The 16,075-nt window shown below is 50.5% G+C and carries 13 protein-coding genes; all 13 read right to left on the bottom strand.

Translation table 11 applies throughout. The annotated features are described in order from the left end of the window. Positions 1 to 56 precede the first annotated feature (56 nt). Positions 57 to 2,018 carry a methionine--tRNA ligase gene (gene metG / locus LLF78_03840; protein ID MCE5201630.1) on the bottom strand — a complete coding sequence of 654 codons (1,962 nt, stop codon included), beginning with the start codon at positions 2,016 to 2,018 and terminating at the stop codon, positions 57 to 59. After that, positions 2,019 to 2,855, bottom strand: coding sequence for a 16S rRNA (cytidine(1402)-2'-O)-methyltransferase (gene rsmI / locus LLF78_03835; GenBank protein MCE5201629.1), 837 nt, complete (start codon positions 2,853 to 2,855; stop codon positions 2,019 to 2,021). Further along, positions 2,855 to 3,583: a methyltransferase gene (locus LLF78_03830; protein MCE5201628.1), complete on the bottom strand. Its 729-nt coding sequence runs from the start codon at positions 3,581 to 3,583 to the stop codon at positions 2,855 to 2,857. Before LLF78_03830 ends, rsmI begins: the two co-directional genes overlap by 1 nt. Further along, positions 3,583 to 7,002, bottom strand: a complete 3,420-nt coding sequence (gene smc, locus LLF78_03825) for a chromosome segregation protein SMC (protein MCE5201627.1) — start codon at positions 7,000 to 7,002, stop codon at positions 3,583 to 3,585. The genes LLF78_03830 and smc overlap by 1 nt, the downstream gene beginning before the upstream one ends. Next, positions 6,977 to 8,485, bottom strand: a complete 1,509-nt coding sequence (locus LLF78_03820; protein MCE5201626.1) for an Rne/Rng family ribonuclease — start codon at positions 8,483 to 8,485, stop codon at positions 6,977 to 6,979. The genes smc and LLF78_03820 overlap by 26 nt, the downstream gene beginning before the upstream one ends. Positions 8,486 to 8,501: 16 nt before the next feature. After that, on the bottom strand, positions 8,502 to 9,104 hold the full coding sequence (locus tag LLF78_03815; protein ID MCE5201625.1) for a TIGR03936 family radical SAM-associated protein: 603 nt from the start codon (positions 9,102 to 9,104) through the stop codon (positions 8,502 to 8,504). Further along, positions 9,091 to 10,875: a TIGR03960 family B12-binding radical SAM protein gene (locus LLF78_03810; protein MCE5201624.1), complete on the bottom strand. Its 1,785-nt coding sequence runs from the start codon at positions 10,873 to 10,875 to the stop codon at positions 9,091 to 9,093. The genes LLF78_03815 and LLF78_03810 overlap by 14 nt, the downstream gene beginning before the upstream one ends. 107 nt (positions 10,876 to 10,982) lie before the next feature. Then, positions 10,983 to 12,101 carry a rod shape-determining protein RodA gene (rodA, locus tag LLF78_03805; GenBank protein MCE5201623.1) on the bottom strand — a complete coding sequence of 373 codons (1,119 nt, stop codon included), beginning with the start codon at positions 12,099 to 12,101 and terminating at the stop codon, positions 10,983 to 10,985. After that, positions 12,094 to 12,378, bottom strand: a complete 285-nt coding sequence (gene minE / locus LLF78_03800; GenBank protein MCE5201622.1) for a cell division topological specificity factor MinE — start codon at positions 12,376 to 12,378, stop codon at positions 12,094 to 12,096. Before minE ends, rodA begins: the two co-directional genes overlap by 8 nt. 6 nt (positions 12,379 to 12,384) lie before the next feature. Continuing rightward, positions 12,385 to 13,185, bottom strand: a complete 801-nt coding sequence (gene minD, locus LLF78_03795) for a septum site-determining protein MinD (protein ID MCE5201621.1) — start codon at positions 13,183 to 13,185, stop codon at positions 12,385 to 12,387. Between the two features lie 13 nt (positions 13,186 to 13,198). Beyond that, positions 13,199 to 13,867 carry a septum site-determining protein MinC gene (minC, locus tag LLF78_03790; GenBank protein MCE5201620.1) on the bottom strand — a complete coding sequence of 223 codons (669 nt, stop codon included), beginning with the start codon at positions 13,865 to 13,867 and terminating at the stop codon, positions 13,199 to 13,201. Between the two features lie 13 nt (positions 13,868 to 13,880). Continuing rightward, on the bottom strand, positions 13,881 to 15,656 hold the full coding sequence (mrdA, locus tag LLF78_03785) for a penicillin-binding protein 2 (protein MCE5201619.1): 1,776 nt from the start codon (positions 15,654 to 15,656) through the stop codon (positions 13,881 to 13,883). Continuing rightward, positions 15,649 to 16,047, bottom strand: coding sequence for a hypothetical protein (locus tag LLF78_03780; GenBank protein ID MCE5201618.1), 399 nt, complete (start codon positions 16,045 to 16,047; stop codon positions 15,649 to 15,651). The genes mrdA and LLF78_03780 overlap by 8 nt, the downstream gene beginning before the upstream one ends. Positions 16,048 to 16,075: the final 28 nt, after the last annotated feature.

Below are 16,075 nucleotides of genomic sequence, written 5' to 3'. Positions count from 1 at the left end.
AAAGAGCAGCCATGCCGCCCGCATCTGCCGACGGCATGGCTGCTGCGCAAAGTCTTTTAATGTATCCTGCTTCCGATAGGGATGGAGTCGTCCATCACAGTGAGCAGAGTGAGCGCTTCTTTTCTGGTATCGGGGCTTTCGGCCGCAAGCAGCATCCCGTTGCTCAGCACTCCTCTGAACTTTGCCGGTTTCAGGTTACAGAGGACAATTATCTTTTTGCCCTCCAAATCTTCCGGCTTATAAAATTCACGAATGCTGGAAACTATGGTACGCTTCTCATAGCCAAGGTCGAGGCTCAGTATGTAGAGTTTGTCCGCTTTGGGCACTGCTTCGACCTTTTCAACGAGCGCGACCCGAAACTCGAGTTTACTGAAATCATCTATAGATACCTCCGGCTCATGGTCGTCAAACTTATAAAACGCAGAGGGATCCTCCTTGGCACGTTTTTCAAGGTCACGGGCCTCTTTATCGGCTTTCCACTTATCCACATCTATACGAGGAAAGAGGATTGGACCTTTCTTTACAGTTACCGGCCCGCAGAGCCTGCCCCATCCCCATACCGCGCGTCCGCCGTCAAGCGGGTCACCTGTAAGCCCAAGCTGCTCCCATATACGAGCGGATGTCTCAGGTATAAAAGGCGCGGCGAGGACAGCTGTCAGACGAAGCGATTCCCAGAGGGTCCTGAGCACCGCATCAAGCCTTTCTACTTCGCCCTCCCTGCCAAGTTTCCATGGTTCTGTCTCGTCTATGTACTTGTTCGCCCTGCTTATAAAATTCCAGAGCGTCTTTAGCGAATCGTCAAACGCAAAACGTTCCATATATGTTTCCATTTCAGCGGCTGTTTTGTTTGCAAGCGCCTCTATCTCCTTGTCAAGATCTGTTGCAGTATAACTAACAGGAAGCTCGCCTGCGCGAAACTTCTCTATCATCTGAAGGCTCCGGCTCAGCAGGTTGCCGAGGTCATTGGCAAGGTCGGAATTGATGCGCTGGACAAGAGCTAGCTCTGAGAAATCACCGTCATGTCCGAACGGGACCTCGCGGAGCAGGAAATAGCGAAAGGCATCGACACCGTAGAGGTCAGCCATCTCAAACGGGTCGACTACGTTACCCACGGATTTTGACATTTTATCGCCTTCCACTGTCCACCAGCCATGTGCAAAGACCCTCACAGGCGGGTTGACTCCGAGCGCCAAGAGCATCGCCGGCCAGATCACACAGTGGAATCTTATTATGTCCTTGCCTACGAGATGGCGTGCTGCAGGCCAGTATTTCTCCCAAAGTCCGCCCTTTTCAGGATAATCAAGTGCGGAGAGGTAGTTTATGAGCGCATCGAACCAGACGTAGATTACATGTTTGTCGTCACCCGGCACCGGTACGCCCCACTTGAGCGTTGTCCGCGAGACCGACTGGTCACGGAGCCCGCTCCTGATAAAGCTGACTATCTCGTTATAGCGGGACTTAGGCATGATAGCGTCAGGATGCTCCTCATAAAACTTGAGCAACGGCTCGGTATATTTCGAAAGTCTGAAGAAGTATGTTTCCTCCGTCATTCTTGTCAGCGGCCTGTGACAGTCGGGGCAGGTCTGTCCTTCTCCCATCTGCGCCTCGGGGACGTATGTCTCGCATGGCACGCAGTACCAGCCCTCATATTCGCCCTTGTATATATCCCCGTTGGCCATCAGACGTCTGAATATTTCCTGGACCACCTTCTCATGGCGCGGATCAGTCGTGCGTATAAAATCGTCATTTGATATATTGAGCACGTCCCAGAGTCTCTGGAAGTTCTGGACCACTTCGTCGCATAGTTGCTTTGGCGTGATGCCTCTCTTCTCTGCCACATTCTGGATCTTCTGTCCATGCTCATCGGTGCCGGTCAGGAAACGGGTGTTTTCACCGGCGGATCTGTGCCAACGCGCCAGCGTATCAGCCGCTATGGTAGTGTAGGCATGGCCGATATGCGGGACATCGTTAACATAATAGATCGGGGTAGTTATGTAAAATGTCTTTTTATTTGTCATTTATTTACCCTCCTCGGCACACTTCTCAAAAATGTACCGTTTTATTCTGTTTCGTGGAATACGATACTTGATTGTAAGCAAGTTTGCAACATTTTTCATCTGTTCGCCGGCTTTGTACATTTGCTCCGCTTCATTCATCCAGGCGGAATCATCCTGAACTTCTGCTTCTTTCTTGCTCCCTTCTACAATACAGACAAACTCACCGCGGATTTTATCTTCAGGCAAAGTATCTTTGAATGAAAGCAGCGTCCCGTGAATAGATTCCTGATGTATTTTGCTTATCTCTCGTACCAGAGCAGCCTTTCTGTCTCCCAGAACTTCCCCCATCATACACAGCTCTTTTATAAGATGGTGCGGAGCCATATAGAATACCAGTAATTCCTCTATGTTTTTAAGCCCTTCCAGCCTCTTTTTTTTCTCTTCCTTACTGCCTTTGAGAAAGCCGGCGAACAAAAAAGACTCCATCCCCATATTGGACAGCAGCAGCGCAGGCAGCAGCGCGTTAGCCCCTGGCAGAACATCATACGGAAGCCCTCTTTCGATCGCCGCTTTGATAATGATAAAACCCGGGTCTGAAAGCCCAGGTGTACCTGCATCCGATACCAGCGCAACAGTCTCGCCGTTTTCTATGCGCCTCATAAGAGTATCTACCCGTTCTGCCTCGTTGTGTTCATGACACGAGATGAGTGGTTTCTTTATATCGAAATGATTCAGCAGCTTGAGCGTATGTCTGGTATCCTCACACGCGATCACATCTGCCTCCCTTAGTACCCTGAGGCCGCGCAGCGTAATATCTTCGAGGTTGCCGATCGGTGTGGGTATTATTATAAGGGGCATCAGTCCTTCGCCTCTATTCTATATGCTTCAAGCAGTTCCCGCGTCTCTTTGCCGTCATCCCCAAGAACGAATATCGGAGGTTCGATTTTAAGCCCATGGCTCGCGGCGCACATCGCTTCCACAAGGATGACCGTCGCATTGGCACCGGGCTTTGGATGCACGGAACGCATCACCTTGGGCGGGATACAGTACTTGTCCAGAAGTGAGAATAATTCGCCGACCCTGTTCGCGCGTATTACCATATCCAAATATCCTTTATTCTTCAGAAGGTAGCGTGAGGCAGCGATGACATCTTCAAGCGTGCACATGGTCCCGTGCATTGCCGCCGCGAGCGCATCCGACGGGCTCCTGTTTTTGCTAAGTTCGTCGTAAGGCGGGTTGACCACGATCCTGTCGAAAGTCTGCGCTTCCCATGTCCTCTTATATTCGCGCAGATCACTGACGTAAAACTTTGCTCTGTGCTGAAGCCCGTTATACTCTGCGTTCTCGGCAGCAAGCTCCACCAGATACGGCTGTATGTCGAACCCCTCTACACTGAATCCCCTTTTAGCAAGTATCAGAGATATTGCGCCGTGCGCGCAGCCTATTTCAAGTATCCTTTCGCGGCTGCGCGGCTTTGTAAAGTGAGCAAGGAGTATAGTGTCAAGGTTCACCCTTAAGCCGTTCTTCTCATCCGGCTGTCTTATCTTCAGAAGTCCTCTGAGCAGGTCTTCACGTCCGTCCTTCATTATGCCCAGTCCTCCAGCCTGACACCTATGACCTGTGAGAGGCCCGGCTCCGAAAGAGTCACACCGTAAAGAACATCGGCACGCTCCATGGTTACCCGCCTGTGTGTCATAGCAAGTACCTGTCTGTTTTTCGCATACTCCTTCGCAAGCTCGGAGAATCGCCTGAGGTTTACCTCATCAAGAGCGGCGTCTACTTCGTCAAGCACGGCGAGGGGACAGCCAGCCACCTCCATTGAGGCGAAAAGAAGAGATATCGCGGCAAGCGATTGCTCTCCGCCGGAGAGCTGGTTTATCCCCTGAGGATGTTTTCCAGGCGGACGGGCTATAACATCGACACCAGTGTCCCATATTGTCTCACCGTCGGTCATCTCAAGGTGAGCCTCTCCTCCTCCGAAGAGACGCTGGAAGAGAGAGCAGAATCTGTTGTCCACTTCCTGCAGCGCATCTGTGAAAATTTTGTGCGCCTGTCTGTCGGCATCAGCGATAAGCTTCTCAAGTTCTGCTGCGCCAGCGCGGACGTCGTCCAGATGCTCACCCAGGAATGCAAGACGATCCTTAAGGTTGCGGTCCTCGGAAAGAACTCCCATGTCCACATCTCCGAATGCTTTTATCTTCCTCTCTCCGTCCCTTATATTCCTGCGAAGATCCTCAACATCTGTGTCCGGTGGGAGAGATTCGGCGTCATGATATGGGTACTGTTCTTCCCACGTATTTATAAGTTCCTCCAGTTCACGCGCTGTCTCGCCTTTTTTAGCTTCAGCGGCGGATAATTTCTCAATGCAGGCAAGGAGGCGTATTTCTGCGGCGGCAAGCCTCCTGCGGAAATATTCCCGCTTTGCCTCAAGCTTCGAGTAACCTTCAACATGCATGTCCATCTCTGAAATTAGTTTTATGCGCCTGTTGTGTATCTCAAGACAGCCCCTTCCGACACGCGCAAGGTTGGCGCGTTCGCGGACACATCGCTGATCAAGCTCTGATATCTCCTCTTCCAGCGCCCAGACCTTGCGTTCCTCGGCGCGCACCTCTGTGCTCACACGCTCCATAAGCGCAAAACCAGAACGCAGGCGTTCGGCGGTTACAGCAGCATCGGCGCGCAAGCGTTCCCTCTCTTCTATAAGCTGGTGGTCATCTTCGATATCGGCCTGTATGTCACGCTTCTCCTCAAGCTCTGAAAGGGCTGTAAGTATGGCCTTCCAACGAAGGCCATACTCTTTGAGCGTATCCAGTATCCTCGCACGCTCCCCTTCCATACGCCTGTATTCCTTGGCTATGGATTCCTTCTGATCGAGCACGAGCGCTATGCGCCCGTCAAGTTCACGGATCTGCCTTGTGTAGGCTTCTTTCTGCTCAGAGACGGCTATTTCTTCCGCCTCGCATTTTTTAAATTCAACAGATATTTTTTCAGCAAGGGCTGAAGCTTTGGCAAATTCATCCTCAAGCCTGGCCACATTTGACTTCATCTCCAGCGTTCTGCCTGATTTCAGTGAACGCCCTCCAGACACAGTGCCTCCCGGCTGAAATACATCTCCCTCTAGCGTGGCTACCGGGCCTCTGAAGCCTGACCGGACCAGTTCCTGCCCTACAGAATAGGAACTCACTATAAGCAGGTCACCCATTATCTGCTCTATTGCGGGGAGCCAGTGTTCCTCCACCTTTACCAAGTCTATCGCCCACCCGACTATTCCCTGCGCGGGAAGCCTGACGGACTTGTCTGGGAAACGTGGGCGGCAGCGCTCAAGTGGCAGGAATGTAGCCCTGCCTTTGCTGTTTGCTTTGAGTTTATCTATGCAGCGTCCGGCTTCCTCAAGATTTTCCACGAGCAGCTGAAACTGGCGTCCTCCCAGATATGCCTCCAAGGCGGTTGAAAGCGACGCTTCGCATGTAAATACATCTATCACCGCACGGGGAGAGGCATCAAGCCTGTTGAGCCTGGCAGCCGAAAGAAGAAATTGTACCGCTGTCGGATAAAGCTCTGTCTGCAGCGCTTCAGATACTTCATTCAGGCGGGAGCGCGCCTGTGATGCATCCCTGCGAGCACGCTGCACTTCTGATGCAAGGTTCTGAACTTTGGCATAGAGTTCACCGTGACGATTAACAAGTAGTTCCTGCTCCTTGAGAAGGCGGTCGCGCTCCTCTTCATAGTGTTTTATACCGGCATCGAGGTCTTTCCTCGGATCTGCTGACCGCGTTTTTTTATCACGCAAATCTATCAGGTCTTTGCCAAGAAATGAAAGTTTTGCCCTTATCTGCTGAAGTTCTGCTTCAAGCTTGCCCTTCTCCTGGTTCAACGCCTCTCGCTTTTGTTTTTCCCGCTCAATGCGCAGATTATATTCCTGCCATTTTTTTTCCACAGATTCAAGAGCCTTCTGGCTTGCGGCAAGTGCCTCTTTTGCCTCTTTATTCCCGATATCGGAACTTTTTTGCTCTTCCATAAGAGATTCAAGATGGGACTTGACCCTCTTATGCTCCGTCTGCGCCTGTATAAGCCTCTCTTTAGAGGACATCAGCACAGATGCTGATGCAAAACCGGATTTTGTGAGTCCGTCAAAATTTGTCCTGCATTGTTCAAGCTCCAATATCTGCTGCTGACGCGCCTTTGCCAGACCTGCAAGCTCAGCTTCCATCATGCTCTCCGCGTGCTTCCATGTCCTGGACCATGCTGATGCTACATCGCGTGCTGATGCGGCATTCTCTATCTCAGCCCGCATATCCGCAAATGTTTTTTCCAAACGATCGCGGCGTAGCCAGTAAAGGAGTTTTCTTTCTTCCTCTATGCTGTCAAGTATACCGCGTATCTGCGCTGCACGCCTGACCTCAGGTGCTATCTCATCACGCCTGGCGTTAAGTTCCGCCATAATGTTGCGGAGCTGATCATACTCTTCTCTTACCGTGACCAGCCTGTCTGAAGCCTCCATACGGCGTTTCCTGTAAATATCTATTCCGAACAATGCCTCAAGACGCATTCTGCGTGCGGCCGGACGTTGTTGAATAACCTCTGCTACTTCTCCCTGCCCTATAAATGCAAACCTGTCGCCTTCAAGTTTCCATTCGCGCTTTGTCTCGTCAAGTTCCGCAAGTGTCTTGCGAATATTATCAATAAACAGCACGGTATTGCCGTCAGGCGCCGTTACACGCCGCTTGATGGAACAGGTGCGCATTTCTTCCCTGAGCTGGATCATAACCTCGGCATCTTTGGCCTCGGGAAGGCTTATCGACCCCTGAAAGAGGAGGTCGTTCTGCCGCGCGATACGGAGACGTCCTGCATGGCTGTCACCAAGCGCCCATCTGAGAGCATCGAGAAGATTACTCTTTCCGCTCCCGTTTGGACCTACTATTGCGGTGAACCCTGACGACAGGATGAGGTCATGGGTGCCTCCGAAACTTTTGAATCCCTTAAGCTGAAGACGACCTATGTACAACTGCCCAGCCCTCTCTTTTCTGAAGTGCGGCTATTCTGTGCTCCAGCTGAGCAACGCCGCCCTGGCTGTCAAGTCTGAATTTGCTCCATGAAAAATCCGGGCAACCTCTGATAAAGATGGTCTTTTCGAACTCTTCCTCCCACGATGAGAGGAACGTCTCCGCTATATACTCGGCAACCGAAGTATATACCTCTATAAGCAGCGCTTCCGATTTAGACGACGCAGAGACCTTTCGGATAAAACGCTTGATCTGCATCGCTACTCCCTCTTCTTTAGGCACCCAGCCCAGACCGGCACAAAACGGACAGCTGCGGCCAAGCGCCGCGCGGATATCCGTCCTTGCACGTTTTCTGGTTATCTCGACAAGTCCGAGCCCGGTCACGCCATAAACTCTAGCTTTGCACCTGTCAGTTTTAAAAAGATCCTGAAGCTCGCGTACAAGGTCGTTCTTGTTTTCTTCCGTTTCCATGTCTATAAAGTCAACGACGACGATACCTCCCAGCGCGCGAAGACGCATCTGTCTCGCTATCTCTACCGCAGCCTCCATGTTGGTCTTCAGCACTGTGTCGTTAAGGTTCTTTGTGCCTATGAACTTGCCTGTATTTACATCAATGACAGTAAGGGCCTCAGTCTGGTCAATTACAAGGTATGCGCCGGATGATAGCCATACCTTCCTGTCCTGCAGCTCTGCAAGCTGATTTTCAATGTTGTATACATCAAACACCGGGGTTTTGCCCTTGTACAGGCTGACCTCTATGCTCTTGTCAGAGAAGAAGCGCTTTACAAACAACTCTATGTTCTTCTTATCCTCTTCCGTATCCACAATTATCTCATCTATATCTTCTGTGAGTTCATCGCGCAGTACGCGCTCAAGCAGTCCGGGCTCTCTGTGTATAAGACAGGGGGCGCTGTTCCGCTTCGTATTGTGCTGTATCGTCTCCCACTGAGAGAGCAGCTCGTTAACGTCTTTGATAAGGCTTTCCTCATCGCAGCCTTCGGCTACAGTCCTGATAATTATGCCGAATCCATCCGGTCTTATATGTTTTGCAATGTTCCTCAGGCGTGAACGCTCTTCATCGTTTTCGATGCGTTTAGAGACTCCGGTCTCGTGCCCGTCCGGTATCAGCACCATATAACGTCCTGCGAGCGAAATGCGCGGCGATACCCGCGCCCCCTTGCCCTTGCGTGCATTCTTGACAACCTGTACCAGCATTTCCATTCCGGCTTTGACGTTTGCTCCGTGTACATCGTCAAGGTATAAAAAACCGTTCCTCCCGTCGCCCAGATTCAGAAACGCTGAGTTCATCCCTGGGAGCACGCTGTCAACGCGCGCTTTGTATATTTCTCCCGTGCACTGATGTTCCAGCATCCTTTCAACAAAGAAGTCATACAGCTTACCCTTCTCGTCAAGGATGGCTATTCTTATCTCCTCAGGATCTATGAGGTTCGCAACTATTTTCTTTGACCATCTATCTGAAGTCATATCCATACCTCCCTGGTCAAATAAGCGAAAGGATTCTTGAGTTCTCTGTATCCCATGTGCCGACCGTCTCCCGCACAATACTGAGGTCAGACCAGCCGCCGCAGATACCGCTATCCTTGAGGGCCCTTACAAAATTACCGGCACCGCAGTTTTCCAGGCCTCCTACTGTAAGAGTTACAATCCCTTCATCAAGTGAAGAAGAGTACAGTATGCCTGCACGTTTTGACTCTTCCTCAAGCACAGCCTTAGCATCGCAAGACAGATCAAATCCTGCTCCGGTTATTATATAAACAGCGGCGGTCGCAAGTTTCGCCAGAGCAGGTCCCTCTACTTCCGCATATTGCAATATCTTTAAGCCTTCCGGCAATTTAGCATTCCAGTAAACAGCGGATCCGCCATGCCATTCATTAAACCAGAACTCCGCAGGTTCAGCCCGCCCCTCGACCCCTATCGCAAGCGGCGGGCACAGGCTGATATGCGGATGCGGTGAAAATCCCTGCGTAAACTCCTGGGAGAGTCCGGCGCGTCTTGCAGCGCGCGAGAATAATACCGGGAGATCCATGTGGTTTATAAATATGATCCAGCCCTTCTTTTCAAAAATAATCCTAATTCTTGCCATTGCCGCATCCCTTCACTCCGGTACGCCCCTGCCAGCCACAGCCGTTGCAGCCATATCTGCAGTCCGGCGTCAGCTCTCCATTGACAGCTCTTGCACGCTCGGCAAGCAGAAATGCCTTCGTCACTCCCGAATCGATATGGTCCCACGGGAGTTTTTCATCAAAATCGCGTTTCCTGCAGGCATAGCTGTCCGGATCGATCTCAAGGTCGCGGAATACTTCCATCCATCTTTCAAAATTAAAGCACTCACTCCAGCCGTCAAAACGTTCACCGCGGCGCCATACTTCCTCGATTGCGTCGGCAAGCCTTGAATCACCGCGCGCAAAGACGCCTTCAATATATGTCTGCTCGGGTTCATGATACGTAAGGCTTACTTTTCTGTTCTTTATCCTGTTCTTGACCCACCTGCCGCGCTCACGCAGAGAAACCCTGTCAAGCTGAGCCTCCCACTGGAATGGAGTGTGGGCTTTCGGAACAAATCCGGCAAGCGATACGCTTACGTCGCCGCGTCTCTTATAATGTTTAGCTATGGAGACGGCCCTGCCGCATATATCGAGTATCCCCGCAAGATCTTCTTCTGTCTCAGTTGGAAGCCCCATCATAAAATAGAGTTTGACCCTGTCCCACCCGTGTGCAAATGTTGCATCAAGCGCGGATTCTATATCCTCGTCGCTTACTCCCTTGTTTATCACATTTCTCAGCCGCTGAGTCCCGGCCTCTGGAGCAAAGGTGAGCCCTCCCCTGCGTATCGATTCAAGCCCCGCAGCCATGTTTACGGAGAACGCGTCTACGCGGAGACTTGGCAAACTCAGCTTTATCTGGTTTTCTTTAAGCAGCGGCTCAAAACGGGAGAGGGTCTCTGCAAGCCCTGCCCAGTCACATGTTGCAAGCGAAAGGAGGCCAATTTCCTCCCAGCCCGTATTCTTCAGCAGAGCCTCGGCCTGTTTCACCGTTGAATCGGCACTTCGTTCGCGTACAGGCCTGTCTGTCATCCCCGCCTGACAGAAACGGCAGCCGCGCGTACATCCCTTAAATACCTGGATTGCCGCCCGATCATGGATAATTCCGGTATTCGGTACTATCATGCTCGTGTTATAGAAGACGGAATCAAGGTCTTCGGCAATGCGTCTGCGGACAGGAAATACCTGCGGTATCTCCGGTACATAAACGCCATCGATTCTGGAAATTGCGGAAAGTTTTTCATCCCGGCGACTATCCTTCAGTTCATGAAGAACTTTTAAGAGCTCAGGCAATACGACCTCTCCGTCCCCTATGCAGAACACGTCGATAAACGGCGCGACCGGTTCCGGCGCAAGCGCCCCAGGGCCTCCGGCAATAATAATCGGGTCGGCATCGCCGCGCTGCGATGAGCGAAACGGAATATTCCCGAGATCAAGTATTGTAAGTATGTTGGTGTATGAAAGCTCATACTGAAGAGTAAACCCCACAACATCAAACTCAGATATGGGCCGTTTGCTTTCAAGTGACCAAAGCGGTATCCCTGAGGAACGAAGGGCCTGCTCCATATCGGACCACGGAGCATAGACCCGCTCCGCATCCGCGAACGGAAGGGCTTTTGTCAGTCCATAAAGTATCTGATATCCAAGATAGCTCATCCCAACCTCATAAATATCGGGGAAAGCATAACATACCCGGAGAACATCTGTCCCGCCCTCTTTGACAGGACCGCTTCCCCATTCCCCGCCGACATACCTTGACGGGCGCTTTACTCCTGCAAGGACAGACCTGAGCGGGTTTTGCTGAAACTGCATCGGCATTGCGGTGTTCCTCCTGAATACGGCAAATTTTTTAAATTAAAAAACTTGCCGACATCTATTTTTAAAAAGGCTGAAACTGTACGTTAAACTAGATACTTAAATTAGAATCTTTCCGACCTTGCCACTATCGCCACGCTCTGCACGAGGGCAAGACCTGCAGCTACAGCAAGCAGGGAGCTGCCTCCATAGCTGAACAGCGGCAAAGGAAGACCTGTAACCGGAGCAAGCCCCATACTCATAGCCACGCTCTCTGTGACTTGAAACCATAGCCATGCCGCAATAGCAGCCACCATCAGTTTTGCCTCCGGATCCTTTGTATATTGCGCCGTGCGCAGTATCTTCCACAGAAGTACTGCAAAAAGTATAAGCACTATCGTACAGCCGATAAAGCCAAATTCTTCGGAGAAGACGCTGAAAATAAAATCAGTGTGTGGCTCAGGCAGAAAATGGAGCTTACCCTGGGTCCCATGCATAAAACCCTTTCCCAGCAACCCTCCTGAACCAACCGCTATCCTTGACTGTATGACATTATAACCTGCCCCCTGCGGATCTATCGATGGGTCCATAAATACGAGCAGCCTCATTCTCTGATATGGCTTAAGTACCATCCAGCCTAAAGGTAGCAAGGAAAGCCCTGCCGCCGCCATACCAGCCAGAAATCTTACCGGAGTCCCGGCTGTTATAAGCACTGCAAGGAGCATGACAGAATATACCAGAGTACTCCCAAGGTCAGGCTGCATCAGTATCAACACTATTACAAGGCCCGATAACAGCATAGCCGCACTTATCCCCTTTACGTCTGACGGGGGGATTTTCGTGCATATCTTTGCCAATATAAGGGCAAATATCACCTTTCCTGGCTCAGAGGGCTGAAAACGTATGAACCCCATATTGAACCAGCTCTGAGCTCCTTTAGATGTATGCCCGACAACGAGCAGCAGGATCAGAGTAATAAGCAGCGCTGCAAAAAGGGGGACTGCCATTGAAATGAATTTTCTGTAGCCAATTTTAAGTATAAATAAGTATGCAAACGCACCTATCCCCCCCCACATCAGCTGACGAACTACAAAGGAGGAGCCGGACGCTGTAGACATGGATGAACTCGCACTATAAATTGCTACAATTCCAAGGGCAAAGATCACCAATGTGACCATCAGCATCACAACATCGCTGTAGGCACGAATATCACTCCACCTGCTGCCGGTGGTGCTATCAGCCATTCCTCTTCTTCCCTCTGACAGGCCTCTGCATGTTCTTCAGAGGTATGCTGGCAACCAGCGCGACAGAGCGATTTTCGCGCTCAAGTTCTATCTCTATATTGCCCTCGTCTATCTCAAGATATTTTTTTATTACCTTTATCATATCTATCTTAAGAGAATTAAGTATCTCCGGAGAGATATCGTTACGGTCATGTATGAGCACAAGCTGAAGCCGTTCTTTCGCGACCTGGCTGCTGTTTTCCCTGCCGAACAGACTATGCAGAAACTCAAACATCATTCTCACCTAGCCTTTTGCAAAAAGACGGCGTAAAGAGGAGAAGAAGCCGTGCGATTCGTTGAAGATATCCAAGAAAGAAACATCCTCACCGCATATGCGCCTTGCTATATTAGTGTATGCCTGTGCGGCACGGGAGGTCCCTGAAAGCGTAAGAGGCTCCCCTTTGTTGGACGAGGTCACAATGTTTTCGTCGTCCGGTATTATGCCGATAAGATCAACTGCAAGGATATCAAGAACATCCTGGACATTAAGCATCTCACCGCGTTTCACCATGTCCGGCCTTATTCTGTTTATCACGAGGTTTATCGGAGTCTTATCCATGGATTCGAGAAGGCCTATTATCCTGTCTGCGTCCCTTACCGCAGAGACCTCAGGCGTCGTTATCACGAGAGCCTCGTCCACTCCTGCCGCTGCATTACGAAATCCTGCTTCTATACCCGCGGGGCTGTCTATCAGCACAAAGTCAAAATCTTTTCTCAATTCCTCACAGATCGCAACCATCTGTTCTGCTGTCACCGCATCCTTAGTACGTGACTGTGCCGTCGGTATCATATACAGATTGTTGAGCCGCTTGTCCCTTATAAGCGCTTGGTTGAGGCGGCACGTGCCCTCAACTGCATCAACCAGTGTATATACGATGCGGTTCTCAAGCCCCATTACTACATCCAGATTCCTAAGCCCGACATCTCCGTCAATTGCTACAACCTTATGCCCTGCCGAAGCAAGCGCTACGGCAAGGTTAGCCGTCGTAGTCGTCTTTCCCACCCCACCCTTGCCAGAGGTAATAACTATTATTCTGCAGCCCAATTCTCTCATCCCCTTATATTACAGGCCACTCTGCGAGCAGCACTTCATCTCCGCCGACTGTGATCACAGCGGGTTTTCCCCAGAAATCTGTCTTCTCGTCTATCATTCCTACCTTATTCCCTATCCTAACCTGGCCTGCCTCAAGGGAATGAGTGGATACTGACATCCCGTTGTCTCCCCCTGCCCCGGCGTGTACAAGTCCCTTAAGTTTACCGAGCACTATTATATGCCCCTTGGCGCTTACTTCCGCACCTGTATTCACATGCCCGGCTATTATGACGTCCCCGTCATGCTCCAGCTTTTGGCCTCCGCGAAGGTTGCCTGTGTATAAAAGCCCCTTTGATACCAAGGCCGATCTCGTCTTACGCTCAGTACCGGAAGATGCAGACTGTTCCCCTGTCTGCGCTCCTATGCGTTTTATGCACTGCTGAGTCTCCTTATCTGATACGACCCATGATGCCACTCTGCAGCCAGATGGTTCAATAAAACCTTTCCATATCTTACCTACCAGGGCCGGCGTGAACTGCCTGCTCTGCATATCCATGACTACGGTGCTTCCTTCAAGGAAATTTCTTCCGCTTCTGACCAGTTCATCTAATTCTTCAAGCATACGTTTTTCGCTAAGATCATCCGGTATAACGCATCGGAGCAGTCCGCCCCTGGTCCCCTTCAGTTGAATCATTTGCCCCGCACTCCTAATTTTTCTTCGGCTCTGCCATGGAATTTGGTTCTGCATACCTATTTCCGTTTATTAGAAAATTAAGCATTTTGCCAACGATCGGCCCCGCTACAGCAGCGCCGCCCTTACCTGCCTCCGCTATTGCAACAACTGCATACTTTGGATCATCAGCGGGGGCATAGCCAACGAACCATGCATGGTCATCGCCGTGTGCATTCTGTGCCGTACCTGTCTTTCCTGCCACCTGTACACCAAATGCACTAGCCCTCCTGCCGGTCCCACTTTTTGCAACTTCGCGAAGCCCGCTCTGCATAATATTTATAACTTGAGGAGAGACACCGATCTCTCTGAACTCAGGCTCTGTTGTGGAAACCAGCCTTGGCCTTAACAGTTTACCACCATTTGCGATCGCTGCGTATGCTCTCAGCACCTGGAGCGGTGTCATAAGCACATACCCCTGTCCGATAGAATAGTTGACAGTGTCACCTCCATACCAGTTTTCTTTCAGCCTTTTCTTTTTCCACGAAGGCCCGGCTATTGTCCCGGATATCTCAGCAGGAATGTCGATCCCTGTCTTCTCACCGACACCGTACTTTGCAGCCATCGCAATAAGCCTGTCTATACCAAGCCAGGCTCCGGTCTGGTAAAAATAGACATCGCAGGAGTCGCGCAGCGCAGTTGCTATATTCTCTGGCCCATGTCCCGACCTCTGCCAACATCGGAACTTTCTGTCTCCGATTTCGAAATATCCAGGACATCTGACGATCGTTTTTGTATTTATGACGTTATAGGCAAGCCCTGCCGAACCTGTTATTATTTTAAAAGTAGAGGCCGGAGGATAAGCTCCGGAGATAGCCCTGTTCATCATCGGACGTTCCGTGCGGTCAGACAGGGCCTTCCATTCTTTGTTGGATATGCCCCATGTCAGCGGGTTTGGATCATAACTTGGCGATGAATAAAGACATTTGACACCCCCATTCTTCACATCCATGGCCACTATTGCACCGCGGTAATTGCCCATAAGCTCAGCGGCATAACGCTGAGCTGTGAGGTCGATTGTGAGGATTATATCTTTGCCGCGCTGCGGTTCTATGTAGCTTATGTCCCTTAGCTTTCTGCCGCGAGAATCAACCTCTATGACCTCTTCACCCGCATGGCCATGCAGATCATCCTCATACCAGGACTCAATGCCATTTTTGCCAATTATGTCGCCGCCTCTGTAATCAGTTCCATCCCGATCTTCAAGTTCTTCTTTTGTAATCTCAGAAACATAGCCCACTACGTGGGCCGCAAACGCGCCTCCTGGATAGGATCTGCGCCATACAGGAGCCAAAAAAAGTAAGTTTTTAAAATCCTTATCCATAACGAACTCGGCAACCTGCGCAAAGGTCAGGTTTGAAGCCACTGTTATTGCGCGGTATGGTGCGGAATATTGTTTTTCAATCAGTTCTTTGAAGCTCTGCCCGTCCATCGGAATGCCGTTTCTTTTAAGCAGAGCTACAATTATTTTTGCATTTTCTTCTTTCTGAAGATCTATAGGGTATCCGTTTATATTGAAAGTTCTTACGTTCAGAGCCAGCGGAGCACCTCTGGCATCTGTGATTATGCCCCTCGGCGGAATTATGCGAAGTATGCGCAATCTGTTCTGTGACGCAAGATCCACATATTCGTCAGACCTGATTATCTGAAAAAAAACCAGACCTGCAATCAGGAGCGCCATTGTAACTATTATCATATTCTGAAGGAAACGGAGCCTATGCTCCATATCAATCCGGTCATACTGATTAGACATGCTTATCTGACACCTTCCAGAATAACAGAGACACAACGACAAGGACCGGGATCGCAAGCAATTGCTGAACAGTAAGCTGGCGTACCGCAGCCTGGCTTGGGATCGTCCATAAAGAAAAATGTATAATACCGGAAAGTATATGTGTTCCTCCGGCAAGGATGGCAAAGAGCGTCACTGTCCGTGCCTGGGCTGGGATCTTCTGCCAGACATGACAGGCAACGGCCAGTGATGCCCCGTTAATGGCAGCAGTCAACCCAGGTAGGTTCGTCCATCTTAGATCCCATAAAAGTCCTCCGATAAACGCCGCCCATATCAACATTATCTGCCGGCTTTTTTGTGTGTTCGGCATAAGAGCCAGTAAAACAGCAGAAAACAGGAATACGTCGGGCACTATACATATCCCCATTAAAAAAACCTGA

The organism is Synergistaceae bacterium (genome assembly GCA_021372895.1).
In the GTDB taxonomy this organism is placed as follows: Bacteria; Synergistota; Synergistia; order Synergistales; family Synergistaceae; genus JAJFTP01.
The sequence above is the reverse complement of the archived record's forward strand: the minus strand, read 5'-3'. Positions and strand labels throughout refer to the sequence as shown.